General features: G+C 71.7%; 6 protein-coding genes and 17 pseudogenes. 17 read left to right on the top strand and 6 right to left on the bottom strand.

What is annotated here, in order from left to right; all coding sequences use genetic code 11:
* Window positions 1-93 precede the first annotated feature (93 nt).
* The 3 genes and pseudogenes from QIY60_RS19740 to QIY60_RS19730 form a co-directional block, all read right to left on the bottom strand.
* Window positions 94-655, bottom strand: a pseudogene (locus tag QIY60_RS19740) (TerD family protein); the annotation flags it as partial.
* 122 nt (window positions 656-777) lie between these two features.
* Window positions 778-1,236, bottom strand: coding sequence for a peroxiredoxin (locus QIY60_RS19735; RefSeq protein WP_283143610.1), 459 nt, complete (start codon window positions 1,234-1,236; stop codon window positions 778-780).
* A 116-nt stretch (window positions 1,237-1,352) separates the two neighbouring features.
* Window positions 1,353-1,774: pseudogene (locus QIY60_RS19730) on the bottom strand (DUF3052 domain-containing protein).
* A gap of 389 nt (window positions 1,775-2,163) precedes the next feature.
* Here QIY60_RS19730 and aceE point away from each other — a divergent pair.
* Both aceE and QIY60_RS19720 read left to right on the top strand, forming a co-directional pair.
* Window positions 2,164-4,903: pseudogene (aceE, locus tag QIY60_RS19725) on the top strand (pyruvate dehydrogenase (acetyl-transferring), homodimeric type); the annotation flags it as partial.
* Window positions 4,904-5,009: 106 nt separating this feature from the next.
* Window positions 5,010-5,734: pseudogene (locus QIY60_RS19720) on the top strand (ion channel); the annotation flags it as partial.
* A 72-nt stretch (window positions 5,735-5,806) separates the two neighbouring features.
* Here QIY60_RS19720 and QIY60_RS19715 read toward each other — a convergent pair.
* Window positions 5,807-6,232 (bottom strand): peptidase inhibitor family I36 protein, encoded by a 426-nt coding sequence (locus tag QIY60_RS19715; RefSeq protein WP_349253935.1) that lies wholly within the window; start codon window positions 6,230-6,232, stop codon window positions 5,807-5,809.
* 320 nt (window positions 6,233-6,552) lie between these two features.
* Here QIY60_RS19715 and QIY60_RS19710 point away from each other — a divergent pair.
* From QIY60_RS19710 to QIY60_RS19685, 7 pseudogenes are all read left to right on the top strand, one after another.
* Window positions 6,553-7,691: pseudogene (locus QIY60_RS19710) on the top strand (alpha/beta hydrolase).
* Between the two features lie 95 nt (window positions 7,692-7,786).
* Window positions 7,787-8,638 (top strand): annotated as a pseudogene (locus QIY60_RS19705) (DUF4429 domain-containing protein); the annotation flags it as partial.
* Between the two features lie 106 nt (window positions 8,639-8,744).
* Window positions 8,745-10,005, top strand: a pseudogene (locus tag QIY60_RS19700) (sensor histidine kinase); the annotation flags it as partial.
* Between the two features lie 36 nt (window positions 10,006-10,041).
* Window positions 10,042-10,715 (top strand): annotated as a pseudogene (locus tag QIY60_RS19695) (response regulator transcription factor).
* A 217-nt stretch (window positions 10,716-10,932) separates the two neighbouring features.
* Window positions 10,933-11,531 (top strand): annotated as a pseudogene (locus tag QIY60_RS32785) (hypothetical protein); the annotation flags it as partial.
* A gap of 59 nt (window positions 11,532-11,590) precedes the next feature.
* A pseudogene (locus tag QIY60_RS32780) lies at window positions 11,591-11,917 on the top strand (alpha/beta hydrolase); the annotation flags it as partial.
* A 214-nt stretch (window positions 11,918-12,131) separates the two neighbouring features.
* Window positions 12,132-13,340: pseudogene (locus tag QIY60_RS19685) on the top strand (acyltransferase).
* A gap of 203 nt (window positions 13,341-13,543) precedes the next feature.
* On the opposite strand, the gene QIY60_RS19680 reads toward QIY60_RS19685, so the two are convergent.
* Entirely contained in the window at window positions 13,544-14,005 is a 462-nt protein-coding gene (locus tag QIY60_RS19680) for a MerR family transcriptional regulator (RefSeq protein ID WP_283143609.1), read from the bottom strand.
* A gap of 68 nt (window positions 14,006-14,073) precedes the next feature.
* On the opposite strand from QIY60_RS19680, the pseudogene QIY60_RS19675 reads away from it, so the two are divergent.
* Window positions 14,074-14,891, top strand: a pseudogene (locus tag QIY60_RS19675) (serine hydrolase domain-containing protein).
* Window positions 14,892-15,055: 164 nt separating this feature from the next.
* Here the strand turns inward: QIY60_RS19675 and QIY60_RS19670 are convergent.
* Window positions 15,056-15,711 (bottom strand): annotated as a pseudogene (locus tag QIY60_RS19670) (pirin family protein).
* Window positions 15,712-15,901: 190 nt separating this feature from the next.
* Between QIY60_RS19670 and QIY60_RS19665 the strand changes: the two are divergent.
* The 7 genes and pseudogenes from QIY60_RS19665 to QIY60_RS19635 all read left to right on the top strand — a co-directional run.
* Window positions 15,902-16,983, top strand: a pseudogene (locus QIY60_RS19665) (helix-turn-helix domain-containing protein).
* 89 nt (window positions 16,984-17,072) lie between these two features.
* Window positions 17,073-18,010, top strand: a pseudogene (locus tag QIY60_RS19660) (ACP S-malonyltransferase).
* 13 nt (window positions 18,011-18,023) lie between these two features.
* Window positions 18,024-18,949: pseudogene (locus QIY60_RS19655) on the top strand (ketoacyl-ACP synthase III); the annotation flags it as partial.
* Window positions 18,950-19,074: 125 nt separating this feature from the next.
* On the top strand, window positions 19,075-19,323 hold the full coding sequence (locus tag QIY60_RS19650) for an acyl carrier protein (protein WP_283143608.1): 249 nt from the start codon (window positions 19,075-19,077) through the stop codon (window positions 19,321-19,323).
* A 99-nt stretch (window positions 19,324-19,422) separates the two neighbouring features.
* Entirely contained in the window at window positions 19,423-19,890 is a 468-nt protein-coding gene (locus QIY60_RS19645) for a beta-ketoacyl synthase N-terminal-like domain-containing protein (protein ID WP_283143607.1), read from the top strand.
* Window positions 19,887-20,054 (top strand): beta-ketoacyl synthase N-terminal-like domain-containing protein, encoded by a 168-nt coding sequence (locus tag QIY60_RS19640; protein WP_283143606.1) that lies wholly within the window; start codon window positions 19,887-19,889, stop codon window positions 20,052-20,054. The genes QIY60_RS19645 and QIY60_RS19640 overlap by 4 nt, the downstream gene beginning before the upstream one ends.
* Window positions 20,051-20,116, top strand: a pseudogene (locus tag QIY60_RS19635) (hypothetical protein); the annotation flags it as partial. The gene QIY60_RS19640 and the pseudogene QIY60_RS19635, both read left to right, overlap by 4 nt.
* Between the last annotated feature and the right edge of the window lies 1 nt (window position 20,117).

Here is a 20,117-nt window from a genome sequence, read left to right as displayed (position 1 = left end):
CCCATGATCGTGAGTCCTCCCCGAGTGACGGACGAAGGGTCGAGCGCGTCGGCGCCGCACGGGGTGCGGCGCCGGACGAGGAAGCGACGGCTCAACGTTGACGCCGAAGTCCTGCGCGATGCCGCGCAGGCCCGACGCGTACCCCTGGCCGATGGCGCGGAACTTCCACTCCGCCCGTTGCGGTACAGCTCGCCGAAGACCATGGCGGTCTCCGTCGAGGCGTCCTCGCTCAGGTCGTACCGGGCGAGCTCGGTGTTGTCGGCCTGGTTCACCACGCGGATGACGCGTTGCGGACCTGGCCGAACGACTGCTGGCGGCTCTCGGCCTCGTAGATCGAGACCGGGAACACGATCTGAACGTCGGCCGGGACACCGGCCAGGTTCACCTTGATGACCTCGTCGTCGCCCTCGCCCTCACCGGTGAGGTTGTCACCCTGGTGCTCGACGGACCGTCGGGGCTCTTGAGGTTGTTGAAGAAGACGAAGTTCGAGTCGTTGGCGACCTTGCCCTGGTCGTTGGTCAGCAGTGCGCTGGCGTCCAGGTCGAAGTCACCCCCGGTGGTGGTACGAGCGTCCCAGCCCAGACCGACGATGACCGCGGTCAGGTTGGGGGCGACCTGGGCGAGACGTTGCGCCCTTGCTGAGGCTCACTCCCACGAGTCCTCCCATTGGTGTGAGGGGCCGGCTTAAGTCAGCGTCCCCGTCGTGCGTTGGCATCGGATCAACGTCTGGATCCTAGTGACCGGTTCCCGCCTCAAACAGGCGATTCGACCGATGGATCACAGGGTGTCGAGCGCCTTGACGTAGTCGTTGAGGTCCCAGGCGTCCGGCAGACCGTTCTCGACGGTCCAGCGGACCACGCCGTCCTTGTCGATGACGAAGGTGCCGCGCACCGCGCAGCCCTTCTCCTCGTCGAAGACCCCGTACGCGCGGCTGACCTCGCCGTGCGGCCAGAAGTCCGAGAGCAGCGGGTACTCCAGGCCCTCCTGCTCGGCGAAGACGCGCAGGGTGTGGATCGAGTCGTTGGAGACCGCGAGCAGCTGGGTGTCGCGGTCGGTGAACTGCGGCAGGTTGTCGCGCAGCGCGCACAGCTCGCCCGTGCAGACGCCGGTGAAGGCGAACGGGTAGAAGAGGAGCACCACGTTCTTCTCGCCGCGGAAGTCCGAGAGCTTCACGGTGCGGCCGTGGTTGTCCTTCAGCTCGAAGTCCGGGGCCTTGGTGCCGACCTCGATCGCCATGGAAACGCCTTCCTTCTGTGGGTCTGAGCCGCCGGCCGCAATGGACCGTTGCGGTGAACCCCACCTACGCACAGGGCCCCCACCGGCGGTGCCGGTGGGGACCCTGGCGTGGAGGGTCAGCGCTTGCCGGACTTCAGTCGGGTGCCCGACCAGTCCTTGCCCACGCTGATGCTCTTGGCCATGGAGAGGCCGGCAGTCTGCGCGGCGTCGCTGATGTCGCTGGGCTCGATGTACCGTCCCGGCCCGTCTTGGGGGTCAGCAGCCAGATGGTGCCGCCGTCCTCCAGCAGGCCGATGGCGTCGACCAGGGCGTCCGTAAGGTCGCCGTCCTCGTCACGGAACCAGAGCACGACGACGTCGGCGACGTCGTCGTATTCCTCGTCGACGATGTCCTGGCCAATCAGGGACTCGATGCCCTCGCGGAGATCCTGGTCGACGTCGTCGTCGTAACCGATCTCCTGGACCACCTGTCCGGGCTCGAACCCCAGCCTGACGGCCGGGTTGGTCCGCTCCTCCGCGTGGTCCGCGGTCGCGCTCACGGCTTGCCTCCTGATCTTGATTCGGTAAGTAATGCGGCCCCACGCACGCGCGAGGCTTGGGCGTAGTCCACACGGGCGGGACGAATCGCGCAAGTACCAGGCCCCGAACCCGCCCTTTGGGGTGCACTGTGCCCCCAGTCAGGGGCGAACCCGGGCCCGGTGGTGATTCATCCCACACCCTTGCAGATGGTTTGCACGCTTCTGCTCCGTGCGTACGCCAATCGGGGTGACGCGCCCTTTGGGGAACACGCGCACGGCTTGGGCGTAAGGTTGCGATTTGGGCGGCCGCACGCCTCGTTACCCTCGGTAGAGATGACGTTTGCGTCCTCGCGGTCCACGATGGGATGCGGCGCACCAGCCCCGCACGCCCCCGACAGCGAAGGAACAGCGTGGCTTCCGGATCCGATCGCAACCCGATCATCATTGGCGGCCTTCCCAGCCAGGTCCCGGACTTCGATCCGGAGGAGACCGAGGAGTGGCTCGCCTCCCTGGACGCGGCGGTGGACGAGCGGTCCGCGAGCGCGCCTGCTATCCGATGCTCCGCCTCATCGAGCGCGCCCGCGAGAAGCGCGTGGCCGTGCCCGAGATGCGCAGCACGGACTACGTCAACACGATCGCCACCAAGGACGAACCGTTCTTCCCCGGCAACGAGGAGATCGAGCGCAAGGTCCTCAACGCGACCCGCTGGAACGCCGCGGTGATGGTCTCCCGCGCCCAGCGCCCGGGCATCGGGGTCGGCGGCCACATCGCCACCTTCGCCTCCTCCGCCTCCCTCTACGACGTGGGCTTCAACCACTTCTTCCGGGGCAAGGACGACGGCACGGGCGGCGACCAGATCTTCTTCCAGGGGCACGCCTCCCCCGGCATCTACGCCCGCGCCTACCTCCTGGACCGCCTCTCGGAGCAGCAGCTCGACGCGTTCCGCCAGGAGAAGTCCAAGGCGCCGTACGGGCTGTCCTCGTACCCGCACCCGCGCCTGATGCCGGACTTCTGGGAGTTCCCGACCGTCTCGATGGGCCTGGGCCCGCTCGGCGCGATCTACCAGGCCCGGATGAACCGCTACATGGAGGCGCGCGGCATCGCCGACACCTCCGACTCGCACGTGTGGGCGTACCTGGGCGACGGCGAGATGGACGAGCCGGAGTCGCTGGGCCAGCTCTCCATCGCCGCGCGCGAGAACCTCGACAACCTGACCTTCGTCGTCAACTGCAACCTCCAGCGCCTCGACGGCCCGGTGCGCGGCAACGGCAAGGTCATCCAGGAGCTGGAGTCGCAGTTCCGCGGCGCCGGGTGGAACGTCATCAAGCTGGTCTGGGACCGCTCCTGGGACCCGCTGCTCGCCCAGGACCGCGACGGCATCCTGGTCAACAAGCTGAACACCACGCCGGACGGCCAGTTCCAGACGTACGCCACGGAGACCGGCGGCTACATCCGCGACCACTTCTTCGGCGGCGACCACCGGCTGCGCGCCATGGTCGAGAACATGACCGACCAGCAGATCCAGCACCTGGGCCGCGGCGGTCACGACCACAAGAAGGTGTACGCGGCGTACGCGGCGGCCAAGGCGCACAAGGGCCAGCCGACCGTGATCCTCGCGCAGACCGTCAAGGGCTGGACGCTCGGCCCGAACTTCGAGGGCCGCAACGCGACCCACCAGATGAAGAAGCTGACGGTCGAGGACCTCAAGCGCTTCCGCGACCGGCTGCACATCCTGATCACGGACGCCCAGCTGGAGGCCGGCGCCCCGCCGTACTACCACCTGGGCCGCAACTCCGAAGAGATCCAGTACATGCACGACCGCCGCAAGTCGCTGGGCGGCTATGTGCCGACCCGCGTCGTGCGCGCGAAGCCGCTGGCGCTGCCGGAGGACAAGACGTACGCGGCCGCGAAGAAGGGCTCGGGCCAGCAGTCGATCGCCACCACCATGGCGTTCGTCCGCATCCTGAAGGACCTCATGCGGGACAAGGAGATCGGCAAGCGGTTCGTGCTGATCGCGCCGGACGAGTACCGCACGTTCGGCATGGACGCGTTCTTCCCGAGCGCGAAGATCTACAACCTGCTCGGCCAGCAGTACGAGGCGGTCGACCGCGATCTGCTGCTCGCCTACAAGGAGTCCCCGACCGGTCAGATGCTGCACGACGGCATCTCGGAGGCGGGCTGCACGGCCTCGCTGATCGCCGCGGGCTCGGCGTACGCGACGCACGGCGAGCCGCTGATCCCGGTCTACGTCTTCTACTCGATGTTCGGTTTCCAGCGCACCGGCGACCAGTTCTGGCAGATGGCCGACCAGCTCTCGCGCGGTTTCGTCCTGGGCGCGACCGCCGGGCGCACGACGCTGACCGGCGAGGGCCTCCAGCACGCCGACGGCCACTCGCACCTGCTCGCCTCGACCAACCCGGGCTGTGTCGCCTACGACCCGGCGTTCGGGTACGAGATCGCGCACATCGTCCAGGACGGTCTGCGCCGGATGTACGGGGAGACCGCCGACGGCAAGCCCGGCGAGGACGTCTTCTACTACCTGACCGTCTACAACGAGCTGATCCAGCACCTGGCCGAGCCGGCGGACGTCGACGTGGAGGGCATCCTCAAGGGCATCCACCGCTACGCCCCGGGGACCGCGGGCACCATCCCGGCGCAGATCATGGCATCCGGCGTGGCCGTCCCGTGGGCCGTCGAGGCGCAGCGGATCCTCGCCGAGGAGTGGAACGTACGGGCCGACGTCTGGTCCGCGACCTCCTGGAACGAGCTGCGGCGCGACGCCGTCGAGGCGGAGGAGCACAATCTGCTCCACCCGGAGGAGGAGCAGCGCGTCCCGTACGTCACGCGCAAGCTCTCCAGCGCCGAGGGCCTGTTCGTGGCCGTCTCCGACTGGATGCGGCCGTGCCGGACCAGATCTCGCGCTGGGTGCCCCGCGGTACACCTCGCTGGGCGCCGACGGGGTCGGCTTCGCCGACACCGGGCGCGGCGCGGCGCTTCTTCCACATCGACGCCCAGTCGATCGTCCTCGCGGTGCTCACGGAGCTCGCGCGGGACGGGAAGGTGGACCGGTCGGTGCTGAAGCAGGCGGTCGACCGGTACCAGCTGCTCGACGTCACGGCGGCCGACCCCGGCGCCGCGGGCGGCGACGCGAGCGCTCCGCGGGGGCGTAGTCGTTCGGCCGTAGGCCGTGCTGGGCCGGTCGCGCAGTTCCCCGCGCCCCCTTGGGGCGCAGGGTAGCGACCAGCCCGCTTTTACTATGCCCTTTGTGAAGCAACTACCCGCGCAAACGCGGTGGGAGCGGCGCACCCAGTGGCCGCTGCTCGCGCTGGCCGTCGCCTTCGCCCTCGCGTACACCGTGCTCGTCGTCCACCTCGGGGCGGGCACCGGGGTGCAGGACGTGTGTGTCGGTGTGGAGTGGGTGGTGTGGGGCGCGTTCGCCTGCGACTACCTGGTGCGGCCGCCCTGTCGGGGCAGCGGCTGGTGTTCGTCCGCACGCACTGGCTGGACCTGCTCGCGGTCGTGCTGCCGCTGATCCAGCCGCTGCGGCTGCTCCGGGTCGTCTCCACGCTCGCCCTGGTGGGGCGGCGGGCGCGGATGGCCCTGCAGATACAGCTGACCGTCTACGTCGGCGGGGCGGTGGTCGGGCTGCTGATGTTCGGCTCGCTGGCCGTCCTGGAGGTGGAGCGGGGCGCTCCGGCCGGGAACATCAAGACGCTGGGCGACGCGGTGTGGTGGTCGTTCACCACGATGACCACCGTCGGCTACGGCGACCACGCGCCGACCACCGGGCTCGGGCGGCTCATCGCGGTGGGCCTGATGCTCTCCGGCATCGCCCTGCTCGGTGTGGTGACGGCGAACATCGCGGCCTGGTTCATCTCCCGCTTCGAGCGCGACGGCGAGGAGGAGCGGCGCCAGACCGCGCTCCTGGAGGCGCTCACCCAGGAGGTGCGGTCGCTGCGCGGGCAGGTGGCGGCGCTGGCGGGCGGGACCGGGTGCGCCTGCGAGCAGGGCCCCAGGGCGCGCCCCTGGCCTGAAGGGGCACTCACGGCCGCCTCAGCTCTCCCAGACCTTGAACGCCCGTACCCGGTAAGGACTTTGGGGCACCCAGGATCCGCCGCCCGGATACGTGTCGAACTCGGCCGTCTCCGCGCACGTCTCGGACTGGTACGCCGCCACCGGGCGGCCCGTCCGGTTGGCCAGGGACGCCGCGTCCGTGCCGGGCGGTAACGCCGTACAGCTCTCGATCTCGATGCTCCTCAGGTCGTACACCTGCCGGGCGCCCTTGAAGTCCGGCCGCTTCCAGAGGCACAGCTCGCCGGGCGCGCAGGAGCCGAGGCGCGGCGGGGCGGCCGCGCGCCGGGCGGGCAGCAGGAAGCGGTCGCGGCGAGGACGGTCGCGGCAGTTGCTCGTGTTCGCATGGCGGGTGAACCCCCGTGTCGTCGGCTGATCTTGTCCCGTTGAACGCGTCCCCGCTGCCACCGGTTTCCGTACCGCCCCGCTTCACCCGGATAGGTGAAAGCCCCGCCGGATCGCCCAGCTGGAGAGGGAGACCACCCGACTGATCGCCGAGCGCGACGGTCCAGACACGGAAAGCGATCGACCTGCCGCACGGAGCGTGCGCCCGCGCGCGCGGTGGGTGAGACCTCCCCACCCTCCACGACCCGTTCAAACGTGATCCGAGTCACTGTCACCCCAGTGGACCTTCCAGGCCTCCTACTCTGTACCGCAGTGACTTCCTTCGACTCCTCCCCCACACTCAACGTCTGGCGCGCGTGCTCGCGCTCGCCGTCGTGTTCGTGATGCTCGCGACCTCGGGCTGGACCGCGGTCCGCGGCCACCAGGTGTCGACCGAGCCGCGCGCCGTCGCCCTCGCCGCCTGGGCGAAGGGCACCCTCGACGGCGAGAAGCTCCCGGCGCCGGACACCTCCGCCCGCCGGATGGCCCGCTTCTTCGCCTCCCTGACGGCCACCGAGCGCACCGATCTGGCCCGGCGCTACCCGCTGGTCGTCGGCAACCTCAACGGCGCACCGATCCCGCTGCGCTACGAGGCGAACCGGCTGGCCCTCGTCGAGGCGCGCGACACCGAGCGCGCCTGGATGCACGACGCCCGGCTCACCCCCGACGGGCGCCGGGGCGCGGGCCGCCTGATGCACCGGTACGAGTCGCTGCTCGACGGCGACCGGCAGATCCTCGCCTTCGACCCGTCGGACAGCGGCCGCGTCGCCGAGGTCTTCGGCGACCTCGAACACGCCGAGCGCATCTCGATGGTCGTCCTGGGCGTCGACACGAACGTCATGACGTTCGAGAAGACCTCGCGCAAGTACTCCGCCCCGGTGGGCATGGCGCAGTCGCTGTACGCGGCGGAGCGCGCGGCAGGTCCCCGCACCCGCACCGCGGTGATCGCCTGGGCCGACTACACCACCCCGTCCGGGCTCGGCATCGACTCCGCGATCGGCCGGCTGGCCGAGGACGGCGCGGTCCGGCTCGACAAGCTGGTCCGCGCCCTGCCGGGGAACGCGCCGGTCTCCCTCTTCTGCCACAGCTACGGCTCGGTGCTGCGCGGCGTCGCCGCGCACCGGCTGCCGCCGCGGTGGTCGACATAGCGGTCGCGGGCAGCCCCGGCATGCGCACCCAGAACGCCTCCCACCTGGGCACCTCGGCCCGGGTGTGGGCGATGCGGGACCGCGACGACTGGATCGAGGACGTGCCGCACCTGGACGTCGCGGGCCTGGGCCACGGCGCGGACCCGGTGTCCTCCGGGTTCGGCGCGCAGGTGCTCTCGGCGGCCGGCGCGGTCGGCCACGCGGGCTATTTCGAGCCAGGCACACAGAGTCTCGCCAACTTCGCCGCGATAGGCGTCGGTTCGTACGATTCCGTCAGCTGTCTCAAAGGCAATTCGGCCTGCCAGCGCGGTATTTCCGGCGCGGACGCGGCCTGACGCGCGTAGAAATCGGCGCCGTCGCGGACGTACGTCTGACATTGCTGCCGGTGCCGAGGGGGACGCGCGGGCGTGCGCCGCCTACGATGAGGCGCATGGGTGATGTGCTGGCCGGAATTCATGCCACCTGGGAGTTCGAGCCCGACTCCGTACTCATCCGCTTCGAACGGGGATCCGCACGCCGAAGCTGTTCACGGCGCTGCGCGAACGGCGCATCCCCCACGAAGCGCTGGAGTCGGTGACGCTGACCCCGGGCAAGCGCGGCACGGTGGTGCTGCACGCGGTGCCGAGACCGGGCGCCGACCCGCTGATGGAGGCAGCGGCGGGACAGCTCAAGGACGGGTGCGACCGTACCGCCTGGTGCTGCCGCCGAGCGCGAGACGCTCGCCGAGTACTACGCGGACGAGCTGCGCGCGCTGCTCGGCCCGGACGCGGCGGAGCCTTCGGGCGGTACGTGGTGGCGGCGCCGGAGTTGCCGCAGAGCTTCAAGGCGTACGACGGGAAGGCCTCCTTCGACGGCCGCCAGGTCTCGTTCCGCTGGTTCTGGACGGGTGCCTCCTCGGCGAAGTGGAAGGCGGGCGACCAGACGTTCCCGCTGGCGTCGCTGTGCGGGGTCGAGTGGCGCTCGCCGGAGGTCTTCGACGGCTATCTGCGACTGCTGCGGCGGGACGCCGACGCGGTCGCGCCGCAGGCCGACCAGGACCCGGCCACGGTCGTCTTCGGCCTCGGGTACGGGCCGGTCCACGAGTCGCTGCCGTTCGCGGCGGCCGTCCTCCAGGCGATTCGGGGCACGTCCGGGCACCGGTCCCGGTGGCCCACGCGTCCCCGGGCGGCGCGACCCGGCGGACATCGCCGAAAGGATCCGGCACCTGGGTGAACTCCATCGGGCAGGGCTGGTGACGGACGCGGAATTCAGCGCGAAGAAGGCGGAACTGCTGGCGGAGCTATGCCAGCCCCTGGGGGTCCCCCCTGGACGGAGTCCTGGGGGTTTGAGGAGCGGGGTCCGGGCGGAGCCCCGCGGCCGCCTCCCCGGCCGCCTAGGCTGATCACGCCATGAACCACGCACCCCGCAATGGGCTGAGCTCACTCGGCCTGGCCCTCCGTACCCCGGCCGAGTCCGCCGGCCACTCCTCGCGCGCGCCCCGCGACGGCAGCGGCTGCTGCCGTACGTCGTCGTGGCCTGCTTCGTCGTGGTGCTGCTCCCGATCACCGTCACCGTGCTGGTGCACGACTACAAGGCGCCCGGCGGCTGGGCGGGGGCGCTCGCCGTGGCGCAGACCGCGCCGCTGCTGCTCGCCGTGGCCCGGCCGCTGCGGGCGTGGTGGATCGTGTTCGCCGCCGACGTGGTGGGCGCGGTGGTGCTCTCGGGCACCCAGGGGATGGAGGGGCGGCCCTGGCCGTGGACGCCGATGGTGATCGTCGGCTATGTGCTGCTGATGGCGTGCCTGGGGCTGCGCGCCGCGCCCGTACGCTCGTCGCGGTCTGGCTGGTCACCGGTGCGGCCGGGGTGGCGCTCTCCGCGATGAAACCGGTGTACGCGACGTCCGCGACCAACATCCACGTCCTGATGTTCGTGCTCAGCGGGGTGACCCTGCTGCTCACCGGCGCGCTGCGCGGCCGGGGCGAGGCGGAGCGGCTGCTCGCCGAGCAGGAGGCGATCAGCGAGGCGGAGCACGCCCAGCGGACCCTCCTGGAGGAGCGCGCCCGGATCGCCCGCGAGCTGCACGACGTGGTCGCCCACCACATGTCCGTGATCACCGTGCAGGCCGACTCCGCGCCGTACCGCATCCAGGGGCTGCCCGCCGAGGCGCGGGAGGAGTTCTCCACGATCGCGGCGAGCGCGCGGGAGTCGCTGAGCGAGATGCGGCGGCTGCTCGCGGTGCTGCGCAGCGACGGGGCGAGGGCGAGCAGGCGCCGCAGCCGGGCGTCGACCGGGTGCAGCAGCTGGTCGAGGCGACGGTACGGGCCGGGGTGCCCGCCGAGCTGGCGCTGTCGGCGGACCTGCCGTCGCTGCCGCCCGCCGTGGCCTGTCGGCGTACCGGATCGTGCAGGAGGCGCTGGCGAACGTGGTGCGGCACGCGCCGGGCGCGACGACGCGCGTCTCGGTCCGCTCGGACGGCACGGACCTGCTGGTGGTGGTCGTCAACGGGCCCGCCGCCGAGCCCGTTCGGCCCTGGAGACGAGCGGGACGGGGCACGGGCTGGTCGGGATGCGCGAGCGCGTACGGTTGACCGGCGGGACGCTGGACACCGGTCCACTGCCGGACGGCGGCTTCCAGGTCGCGGCCCGGCTGCCCCTGCGCACCCGCTCTCCGACAGCTCCGACAGCACCGACCGTTCAGAGGACACCGTTGACCATTCGCGTGATCATCGTCGACGACCAGGCCATGGTGCGGGCGGGGTTCGCCGCGCTGCTCTCCGCACAGGCGGACATCGACGTGGTGGGCGAGGCGCCCGACGGCAGGCAGGGCATCGACGTCTCCCGCCGTACGCATCCCGACGTGGTGCTCATGGACGTCCGCATGCCGGAGATGGACGGGCTCGCGGCGGCGCGCGAGCTCCTCGACCTGCCGCCGGGGTGGTGCACCGGCCGAAGGTCCTGATGCTGACGACGTTCGACGTGGACGACTACGTGTACGAGGCGCTGCGGGCCGGGGCGTCCGGGTTCCTGCTGAAGGACGCGCCGCCGGCGGATCTGATCGCGGCGGTACGGGTGGTGGCGGCGGGCGAGGCGCTGCTCGCGCCCTCGGTGACGCGCCGTCTGATCGCGGACTTCGCCAAGCAGCGCCCGGCGGTGCGCAAGGACCCGTCCCTGCGGCTGAACGGGCTCACCCCGCGCGAGACGGAGGTCCTGGAGCTGATCGCCCGGGGGCTGTCCAACCAGGAGATCGCGGCGCGGCTGGTGTTGGCGGAGCAGACCGTGAAGACCCACATCGGCCGGGTCCTGGCCAAGTTGGAGCTGCGGGATCGGGCGCAGGCGGTGATCTTCGCGTACGAGTCGGGGCTGGTGTCTCCGGGGGCGTAGCCCCGGCCCCGTCGCGGGGCCTGCGGCCCCTGCACCCCGCTTCGGGGCTCCGCCCCGGACCCCGGCGTGAGGGTGGGTGGGCTACCTGGGCTCCGCCCCAGCCCCGTTCGTCTGCGGGCCGCCTGTGGCTGGTCGCGCAGTTCCCCGCGCCCCTTAGGGGCGCCCCCGCTGGTCGCGCCCGCGGCGGAGCCCCATGTCACAGCCCCGCGCCCCTTGAATGCCGCTCCGCGGCATCCCCGGGCGCCCCGGAGGGCTGGATCTGCACCACCCCCCCAGTACCACCCCCACTTGGCACCCCGGTGTGACGCCCCCGTACCCACCCCTTCCTACCTTCCTCCTCGCAACGCCACACACCAGCGAGGAAAGGCGGGACCGCAGCATGCGCCGCTTCAAGAGGACCCTCGTCGCCGCCGCGCTGGCCGTGACGGCCGTCGCGGGGACCGCGGGGTGGGCGTCGGCGGGGAGTCAGCGGGCTGTGGTGGGGCCGCCGCCAGGGGCCGGGGCCTGGGTGGCCGACGACGTGCTCGGGCGGCCGCTGCCCGACCCGGCCACCGCCTCGCCGCGCGAAGTGGCGCTGTTCTTCGCCGGGTTGAGCCGGCAGCAGTGCCAGGAGCTCGTGCGGCGGCATCCGTTGATCGTGGGGAATCTGGACGGGGCTCCCGTCTCCCTGCGGTACCAGGGCAATCGGCTCGCCCTCGCCGCCTCGCACGATCCCCGCTACGACCGGCTCGCCGGGCCCGGGCACCGCGTCCTCGCCTTCGACCCGCGCGGGCGCGGACAGGTGGCCGAGGTGTACGGGGAGTTGGAGGACGCCGAGCACGTGGCTGTGGTCGTACCGGGGTCGGACATCGACGCCGGCAACTTCGACCGGAGCAGTGATCCGTACGGCACCCCGCCGGGATGGCCTCCTCGTTGCGGGCCGCGACCGGGGGCGTACCGCCGTCGTCGCCTGGACCGGGTACACCACCCCCGTCGGCCTCGGCGTCGACGCGGTCACCGAGGACCTGGCGAAGGCGGGCGCGACCCGGCTCGCCCGGTTCACCGAGGGCCTGGCGGCCGTCGGCCTCCCGGACCCGGCGCTGTTCTGCCACAGCTACGGCTCGGTGGTGTGCGGCCTCGCCGCCCCGCGCGTCGTCGCCTCCGACATCGTCGTGCTCGGCTCCCCCGGCATGCACGCCGACACCGCCGCCGACCTGGGCACCAGCGCCCGGGTGTGGGCGGCCAAGGACCCCTCGGACTGGATCTCGTACGTACCCAACGTGCGGTTCCTCGGGATGGGGCACGGGGAGGATCCCACCGATCCGGACTTCGGGGCGCGGCGCGTGGACGCCTCCGACGCGCAGGGTCACACCGGCTACTTCGCGCCCGGCACCGCCTCCTGCGCCAGTTCGCCGCCATCGCGGCAGGTGAGGTGTGATGTCCGGGCCGCTCGCCCGCCTCTCGGCCGCCGTCGAGGCCGGGACGCCCGCCCACCGCGACCGCGCCCTCGACGGCTGCGGGCCCTCGCGCTGCTCGCCGTGCCCACCGGGCACTGGCTGCTCGGCGGTCTCACCCGTGACGACGGCGGCGCGCTGCACAACGCCAGCCGCTCACCGCCTTCGGCGGCTTCGCCCCGGTCAGCTGGATCCTGCAGATGCTGGGGATCTTCTTCCTGGTCGGCGGCCACGCCTCGGTCCTGTCCTACCGCCGCCGTCAGGGCTCGACCGGGGCCTGGCTGAAGGGGCGCCTCGCCCGGCTCGGGCGGCCGGTGCTGGGGGTGACGGCCGTGTGGGCCGCGCTGCTCCCGGTCCTGTACACGGCCGGGGTGCCCGGCACCACCCTGCGCACCGCCTCGACCCTGGTGGTCCAGCCGCTGTGGTTCGTGGGGGTGTACGCGGTGGTCACCGCGCTCACCCCGTACTGCGTACGCGCGGCGCGGACTCGGCGGGTGGGCGGCTGCGCCGCTGCTCGGCGCGGTCGCCGTCGTCGACTTCCTGCGCTACGGCCCGTACGCCGACGCCATGCCCTCCTGGCTGTCGGTCCTGAACATCCTGCCGGGCTGGCTCTTCGCGTACCAACTGGGCGTCAGCTGGGGCGAGAAGCGGATCGGCAGGCGCGGCGGGTGGCTGCTCGCGGCCGGTGGCGCGGCGCTCTTCGCCGTGCTGCTGCTCGTCTTCCACTACCCGGCGTCGATGGTCGGCGTGCCCGGCGAGGCCCGTACCAACTCGCATCCGCCGTCGCTGCTCGTCCTGGCGCTCGCGGCGGCGCGGCGGCGCGGCCGTACTGCTGCGGGAGCGGATCGCGAAGCTGCTGCGCGGGCCCGCGCTGTGGGCGCCGGTCGTGGTGGTCAACCTGTCCGCGATGACGATTCTGTGCTGGCACCAGACGGCGATGCTGGCGGCGGCCGTACCGGGCTCGCTGCTGGGGCGGGTGCCGGGGCTGACCACCGCGCCCGACACCCCCGCCTGGGTCGCCGAACGGCTCGCCTGGATGCCGGTGTTCGCGGTGCTGCTCGTGGTGATCGCCCGCTTCGCCCGCCGCTTCGAGGCGCCCTGGACGAAAGCGACGAGGACGTCGAAGGCCCGCCGGACGGCGGCGGGTCTGCTGGCGGCGGGCTTCGCGGTGTTCGCGCTGGGGATCGCGTAGCGATGGTGCCCAGGTGTCTGCGGGCCGTCTTGGTTGCCGCGCAGTTCCCCGCGCCCCTAAAGCGCCCCTCCGGGGCGCTCCCGAGGAGCCGCGCAGCCGGCATCTAAGGGGCGCGGGGAACTGCGCGACCAGCCACAGACGGCCCGCAGACGAACCCGGCCGCCCGGCTGAAGTGCGGACGGCCCGGTGCCGCAGGTAGCCGGTCAGGCGCTCTCCGACGCCCGCCGGGCGCCTGCGTAAAAGTCGATCTTGTGATCGAGGACGGCGAGCGTGTCCTGGAGCTCCGCCATGCGCGTGACGACGTCGCGCCGGGTCTGCTCCAGGAGCTCCTGCCGTGCGCCGAGGGTGTGCGCGCCCTCGCGGACCAGCTCGGCGTACCGGACCATGTCCGCGACCGGCATCCCGGTCAGCCGCAGCTTGCCGACGAAGGACAGCCAGTCGAGGTCCTTGTTCGTGAACCGCCGCTGCCCGGTGTGCGAGCGGTCCACGTGCGGCATCAGGCCGATCCGCTCGTACCAGCGCAGAGTGTGCGCGGTGAGCCCGCTGAGGGCGGAGACCTCGCTGATCGTGTAGCGGTCCTGGCCCTCGGGGCGCGGGTGCGTCGGGCGGGTCTTGCACAGGTCCACGACCGTCGACTTCACAGGGATGCTCTCGATCACCGTCATGGCCACCACGCTAGAACGTTGGAGTGCACTCCAAGCAAGCGGTAATCCCCGGCGGACCGTTTAGGCTCGTGCGCATGAAGAGCCTGGCGCTGATCGAGAACTGGCCCGTGCCGCACGCGGCGGCCGCCGTCGTCCGTGCGGACGGCACCGTCGCCGGGTCGCACGGCCCGACCGGGCAGCGCTTCCCGCTCGCCTCCGTCACCAAGCCGCTGACCGCGTACGCCGCGCTCGTCGCGTACGAGGAGGGCGCCGTCGAGCTGGACGAGCCCGCGGGGCCCGAGGGCTCGACCGTGCGGCATCTGCTCGCGCACACCTCGGGGCTCGCCTTCGACGAGCACCGGGTGATGGGGGCGCCCGGGGAGCGGCGGCTCTGCTCCAACGCGGGGTTCGAGGTCCTGGGCGACCACATCGCGAAGCGGACCGGGATCCCGTTCGCGGACTATCTGCGCGAGGGCGTCCTCGAACCGCTGGGGATGAAGTCGACGTCGCTGGACGGCTCGCCCGCCAAGGACGGCGTCTCGACCGTCGACGACCTGGTGCAGTTCGCGGCGGAGGTGCAGGCGCCGCAGCTGCTGCATCCGATGACGGTGGCTGAGGCGATGACGGTGCGTATCCGGGGACGAAGGGGGTTCTGCCGGGGTACGGGCACCAGAGTCCCAACGACTGGGGGCTCGGGTTCGAGATCCGGTCCGGCAAGTCTCCGCACTGGACGGGTGGTTCGTCCTCGCCCCGTACGTTCGGGCACTTCGGGCAGGCCGGGACGTTTCTGTGGGTCGACCCGGAGGCGTCGGCGGCGTGCGTCGCCCTGACGGATCGGGTGTTCGGGGCGTGGGCGGTGGAGGCGTGGCCCGCGTTTACGGATGCGGTGCTGGCGGAGCTGGGTTAGTTCCCACCCCGCCCCTTCCCGAAAGCCCTCTGGCGGGCGGCCGGATCTTCGTCTGCGGACCGTGCTGGGTTGCTCGCGCAGTTCCCCGCGCCCTGACCACCTAGGGGCGCGGGGAACTGCGCGACCAGCCACAGACCTCCCGCAGACAAACCCCGAGCCCCCGCCTACGTTTCGTTCAGCTCCCAGAACAGCACTTCCGCCCGCGTCGTCGCCACCGCGTCCAGGCCCGCCTCGGCCGTCAGCCTCGCCGAGTCGCCCGGCCCCAGTCGCTCGCCCGCCAGGGCGGCCTCGCCGCGACCACGTGGACGTAGACGCCGGGCGCGTCCGGGACCGCCGTGCGCTCGCCCGCCACCAGCCGCCGGACGTACAGCATCGCGCCTGCCGCAAGCACCGCGTACGGCGTGGAGTCGGCTATGCCGCGGACGATCTCGTACGACGGGGTGCCGCCGGGCTGCTTGGGAGCCAGCCACATCTGGACGAAGACCAGGGGACGGTGCCGTCGTTGCGCTCCGCGTGGCGGACGCCTCCGGCCGAACTGAGGTGCTGGACGTCCCCGCCCGTCGACCGTGGCGCGGCCCGTCGAGTCGCGGTGGGTGAGCTCGCCCTCCACCACCCAGGTGACGATCTCGGTGTGGCTGTGCAGGTGCTCGTCGAAGCCCGCGCCCGGCGCGAGCCGCTCCTCGTTGCAGGCCAGGACCGGGCCGAAGCGCAGGTTGTCCGGGTCGTAGAAACGGCCGAAGGACAGCGCGTGCAGGGACTCGATGCCGACCGCCGCGTCGCCGCCCCGGTAGCGCTCGTCGGCTCGCTTCACGGAAATCACGGGGTCCACGGTAGGGCCTGTCCGGGCGCCCGAACCCCGGCAGGGCACGCACCCGTCCTGATAAGGCAGTCTTGTCCCCGTGTCCGAACCCGAATCGCCGCAGCCTCCGAACGCCGCCCATCCGCACGCCGCGACCCTCAAGCGCCTTGAGCAGTCCTCCGGCCGGCTCGCCGCGAACGCCATCGCCCGCATGGACGCGACGCTGCCGTGGTACCGGGCGATGCCGCCGGAGAACCGGTCCTGGATCGGTCTGGTCGCCCAGGTCGGCATCGCGGCCTTCACCGAGTGGTTCCGGCACCCGGACACCCGCAGGCCATCTCCACCGACGTCTTCGGGACCGCGCCCCGCGAGCTGACCAGGGCCATCACCCTGCGCCAGACCGTCGAGATGGTGCGCACCACCATCGAGGTCATGGAGACCGCGATCGAGGAGGTCGCGGCGCCCGGCGACGAGTCGATCCTGCGCGAGGCGCTGCTCGTCTATGCCCGCGAGATCGCCTTCGCCACCGCCCAGGTGTACGCCCAGGCCGCCGAGGCACGCGGTGCCTGGGATGCGCGTCTGGAGTCGCTGGTCGTCAACGCCGTCCTCTCCGGTGAGGCCGACGAGGGCGCCGTCTCGCGGGCCGCCGCTCTCGGCTGGAACTCGCCCGAGCACGTGTGTGTCGTGCTCGGCACCGCCCCCGACGGCGACAGCGAGCTCACCGTCGAGGCCATCCGCCGGGCCGCCCGGCACGCCAAGCTCCAGGTCCTCACCGGGGTGCTCGGTGACCGCCTGGTCGTCATCGCGGGCGGCAGCGACAGCCCGCTCCAGGTCGCCAAGGCCCTGATCGGGCCGTACGCGGCCGGTCCGTGGTGGCCGGCCCGGTCGTCCCCGACCTGCTGGCCGCCACCGCTCCGCACAGGCCGCCGCCGCCGGGCTCAAGGCGTGCTCGGCCTGGCAGGACGCCCCCGGCCCGTTCTGGCGGACGATCTCCTGCCGGAGCGCGCGATCGCCTCCGATCCGGCCGCGCGCGAGCAGCTGGTGGAGGAGATCTACAGACCGCTGGAGGAAGCGGGCTCGGCGCTCCTGGAGACCCTGAGCGTCTATCTGGAGCAGGCGAGCAGCCTGGAGGGCGCGGCCCGGATGCTCTTCGTGCACCCCAACACCGTTCGCTACCGGCTACGACGTGTGACGGACGTCACCGGCTGGTCGCCCTCCGATGTGCGTTCCGCCTTCACGCTCAGGATCGCCCTGATCCTGGGGCGTCTGGCCGACGGAGATCCACAGTCCTAGACTTTTGTCGGACACCCACAATTCCCCCGACGGTTCTTCGTCCCTGTCCCCACGGGCGAGCAGGGCCGTCCACAAGAGAGAGTGTGAGAGTGCTCGTACTCGTCGCTCCCGGCCAAGGCGCTCAGACGCCCGGCTTCCTGACTCCCTGGCTCGAACTGCCCGGCGCCCGTGACCGGCTCGCCGCGTGGTCCGACGCCATCGGGCTCGACCTCGTCCACTACGGCACGCAGGCGGACGCCGACGCGATCCGCGACACCTCCGTGGCCCAGCCCCTGCTGGTCGCCGCGGGGCTGCTCTCCGCCGCGGCACTGGGTGACATCACGCCCGGCGCGGTGGCCGGCCACAGCGTCGGCGAGATCACCGCCACCGCGTACGCCGGTGTGCTCGGACGAGGCCGACTCGGCTTCGTCCGCACCAGGGGCCTGGGCATGGCCCGGGCCGCGGCCGTCACCGAGACCGGTATGTCCGCGCTGCTCGGCGGCGAGCCCGAGGTCGTCTTCCCGCACCTGGAGAAGCTCGGCATCACCCCGGCCAATGTGAACGGCGCGGGCCAGGTCGTGGCCGCGGGCACCCTGGAGCAACTGGCCGCCCTGGAGCGGACAAGCCCGAGGGCGTGCGCCGCGTCGTGGCGCTGAAGGTCGCCGGCGCGTTCCACACGCACCACATGGCCCCGGCGGTCGAGGAGCTGCGCGAGGCGGCGGCGTCGCTGGACATCGCCGACCCGAAGATCGCCTACGTCTCGAACGCCGACGGCCGGACCGTCGCCACCGGCGCCGAGATCGTCGCCCGCCTGGTCAACCAGGTTTCGAACCCCGTCCGCTGGGACCTCTGCATGGAGACGTTCCAGGAACTGGGCGCCACCGCGCTGATCGAGGTGGGCCCCGGCGGCACCCTGACCGACCTGGCCAAGCGCGCGCTGCCCGGCGTGAAGACCGTCGCCCTGAAGTCCCCGGACGACCTCGAAGCGGCCCGCGCGCTCATCGCCGAGACCGGGACACCTGCCGCTGACGCGGCGGGCGCCGAATAAGGAGCCGTACAGCATGTCGAAGATCAAGCCCAGCAAGGGCGCGCCGTTCGCCCGGATCATGGGCGTCGGCGGCTACCGGCCGACCCGGGTGGTTCCCAACGAGGTCATCCTGGAGAAGATCGACTCGTCCGACGAGTGGATCCGCTCCCGCTCCGGCATCTCCACCCGGCACTGGGCCTCCGACGAGGAGACCGTGACGGCGATGTCGGTGGAGGCCGCGAGCAAGGCCATCGCGGACGCCGGTCTCACCCCCGAGCAGATCGGCGGTGTGATCGTCTCCACGGTCTCGCACTTCAAGCAGACCCCGGCCGTCGCCACCGAGATCGCGGACAAGATCGGCGCGGTCAAGCCGGCCGCGTTCGACATCTCCGCGGGCTGCGCGGGCTTCGGCTACGGACTGACCCTCGCCAAGGGCATGATCGTCGAGGGTTCGGCCGAGTACGTGCTGGTGATCGGCGTCGAGCGGCTCAGCGACCTGACCGACCTGGAGGACCGCGCGACGGCCTTCCTGTTCGGTGACGGCGCGGGCGCGGTCGTGGTCGGCCCCGCGGACGAGCCGGGCATCGCCCGTACCGTCTGGGGCTCCGAGGGCGACAAGTCCGAGACCATCAAGCAGACCGTGCCGTGGACGCAGTACGACAGCTCCGGCAAGTTCCCTGCGATCACGCAGGAGGGCCAGGCGGTGTTCCGCTGGGCCGTGTTCGAGATGGCGAAGGTCGCCCAGCAGGCGCTGGACGCGGCCGGAATCACCGCGGACGACCTGGACGTCTTCATTCCGCACCAGGCCAACATGCGGATCATCGACTCGATGGTGAAGACCCTCAAACTGCCGGAGCACGTCACGGTCGCCCGTGACGTGGAGACCACCGGCAACACCTCGGCCGCCTCGATCCGCTCGCGATGGAGCGGCTCCTGGCGACCGGACAGGCGAAGAGCGGCGACACCGCGCTCGTCATCGGCTTCGGGGCGGGTCTCGTCTACGCCGCGACGGTCGTTACCCTCCCCTAGGCACACCGGATCTTCCGGATGCCCACAAACCCGTAAAAACACCGAAGGAGCGCCACATGGCCGCCACCCAGGAAGAGATCCTCGAGGGTCTCGCCGAGATCGTCAACGAGATCGCCGGTATCCCCGTCGAGGACGTCCAGCTGGACAAGTCCTTCACGGACGACCTGGACGTCGACTCGCTGTCCATGGTCGAGGTCGTCGTCGCCGCCGAAGAGCGCTTCGAGTGCAAGATCCCGGACGACGACGTCAAGAACCTGAAGACCGTCGGCGACGCCGCGAAGTACATCCTGGAGCACCAGGCCTGATCCGGTACCCCCGGAATCAGTCCCGGACTCAACTCCGCGTGACTGCCGCCACCCGGCGGTGGCGCCGCTGATCCCCCTTACACCGTGGAGAATTTTCCTGTGAGCTCGACCAATCGCACCGTGGTCGTCACCGGTATCGGCGCAACCACACCGCTGGGTGGCGACTCCGCCTCGACCTGGGAAGGTCTGCTGGCGGGCCGTTCCGGCGTCCGGCCCCTGGAGGGCGAGCGCTTCGCCGACCTCCCGGTCCGCATCGCCGCCACCGCCGCCGTCGACCCGGGCGAGGTACTGCCCGCCGCTCGCCCGCAAGCTGGACCGCTCGGCGCAGTTCGCGCTGATCGCGGCCAAGGAGCTCGGGCCGACGCGGGCTACACCGCCCCCGCCGGCGAGGACCAGCCGATCGCCCCCGAGCGGCTCGGCACGGTCATCGCCTCCGGCATCGGCGGTGTGACCACCCTGCTCGACCAGTACGACGTGCTGAAGGAGAAGGGCGTACGCCGTGTCTCCCCGCACACCGTCCCGATGCTGATGCCGAACTCCCCTCGGCCAACGTCGGTCTTGAGGTGAACGCCCGCGCGGGCGTGCACACCCCCGTCTCCGCCTGTGCGTCGGGCGCCGAGGCGATCGGCTACGCCGTGGAGATGATCCGCACCGGCCGTGCCGACGTCGTGGTCGCCGGCGGCACCGAGGCGGCCATCCACCGCTGCCGGTGGCGGCGTTCGCCAACATGATGGCGATGTCCAAGAACAACGACCACCCCGAGCAGGCCTCGCGCCCGTACGACAAGGCCCGTG

The sequence above is a fragment of the Streptomyces sp. BPTC-684 genome, assembly GCF_030028635.1.
In the GTDB taxonomy this organism is placed as follows: domain Bacteria; phylum Actinomycetota; class Actinomycetes; order Streptomycetales; family Streptomycetaceae; genus Streptomyces; species Streptomyces noboritoensis.
Note: the sequence above shows the minus strand (reverse complement) of the source record. Positions and strands in the feature narration are given on the sequence as shown.